This is a genomic window from Actinoallomurus acaciae, from assembly GCF_042429965.1.
Lineage (GTDB): Bacteria > Actinomycetota > Actinomycetes > Streptosporangiales > Streptosporangiaceae > Actinoallomurus > Actinoallomurus acaciae.
On record NZ_JBHLZP010001040.1, the window covers coordinates 1 to 630 of the forward strand.

The following is a 630-nucleotide window of genomic DNA, read 5'->3' on the forward strand; positions in this document are numbered from 1 at the left end:
CGCCCACATCGCCTCCTCCCGAACCACCCAATTCGAAAACCACTTCAAAACCACCACCAACGGACGCGGAATCGACGTCGTCCTCAACTCACTCACCGGCGAACTCACCAACGCCTCACTACGACTACTCACAAACGGCGGACGATTCATCGAAATGGGCAAAGCCGACATCCGCCACCCCGAAGACATCACCCGCGACCACCCCGGCGTGAGCTACCAGGCCTTCGACCTCAACCAGGTGGCGCCCGACCGCATCCAGGCGATGCTCAGCCACATCACCGCCCTGCTCGAACAAGGAACCCTGACACCGCTGCCCGTCGCCACCTGGGACGTCCGCCGCGCACGCGACGCATTCCGGCACATGAGCCGAGCCCAGCACACCGGAAAAATCGTCCGGAAAAATCGTCCTCACCATCCCCCAACCCCCGAACCCCGAAGGCACCGTTCTGATCACCGGTGGCACCGGCGCACTGGGCGCGGTCACCGCCCGGTACCTGGCAGCCGAACACGGCGCCAAACACCTTCTGCTCCTCAGCCGTCGTGGCGAGGACGCCCCTGGCGCGACCGAACTGACAGCCGAACTCGCCGCACTCGGCACGAAGGCAACCATCACCGCCTGCGACACCGCCG

At 65.1% G+C, this 630-nt stretch carries 1 protein-coding gene and 1 pseudogene; both read left to right on the top strand.

Features of this window, described 5'->3' with window-relative positions; genetic code table 11:
* Positions 1-7 precede the first annotated feature (7 nt).
* Positions 8-334 (top strand): annotated as a pseudogene (locus ACFFNX_RS50220) (zinc-binding dehydrogenase); the annotation flags it as partial.
* A gap of 160 nt (positions 335-494) precedes the next feature.
* Positions 495-630 (top strand): KR domain-containing protein (locus ACFFNX_RS50225; protein ID WP_378213583.1); only part of this gene is annotated, 136 nt, incomplete at its 3' end.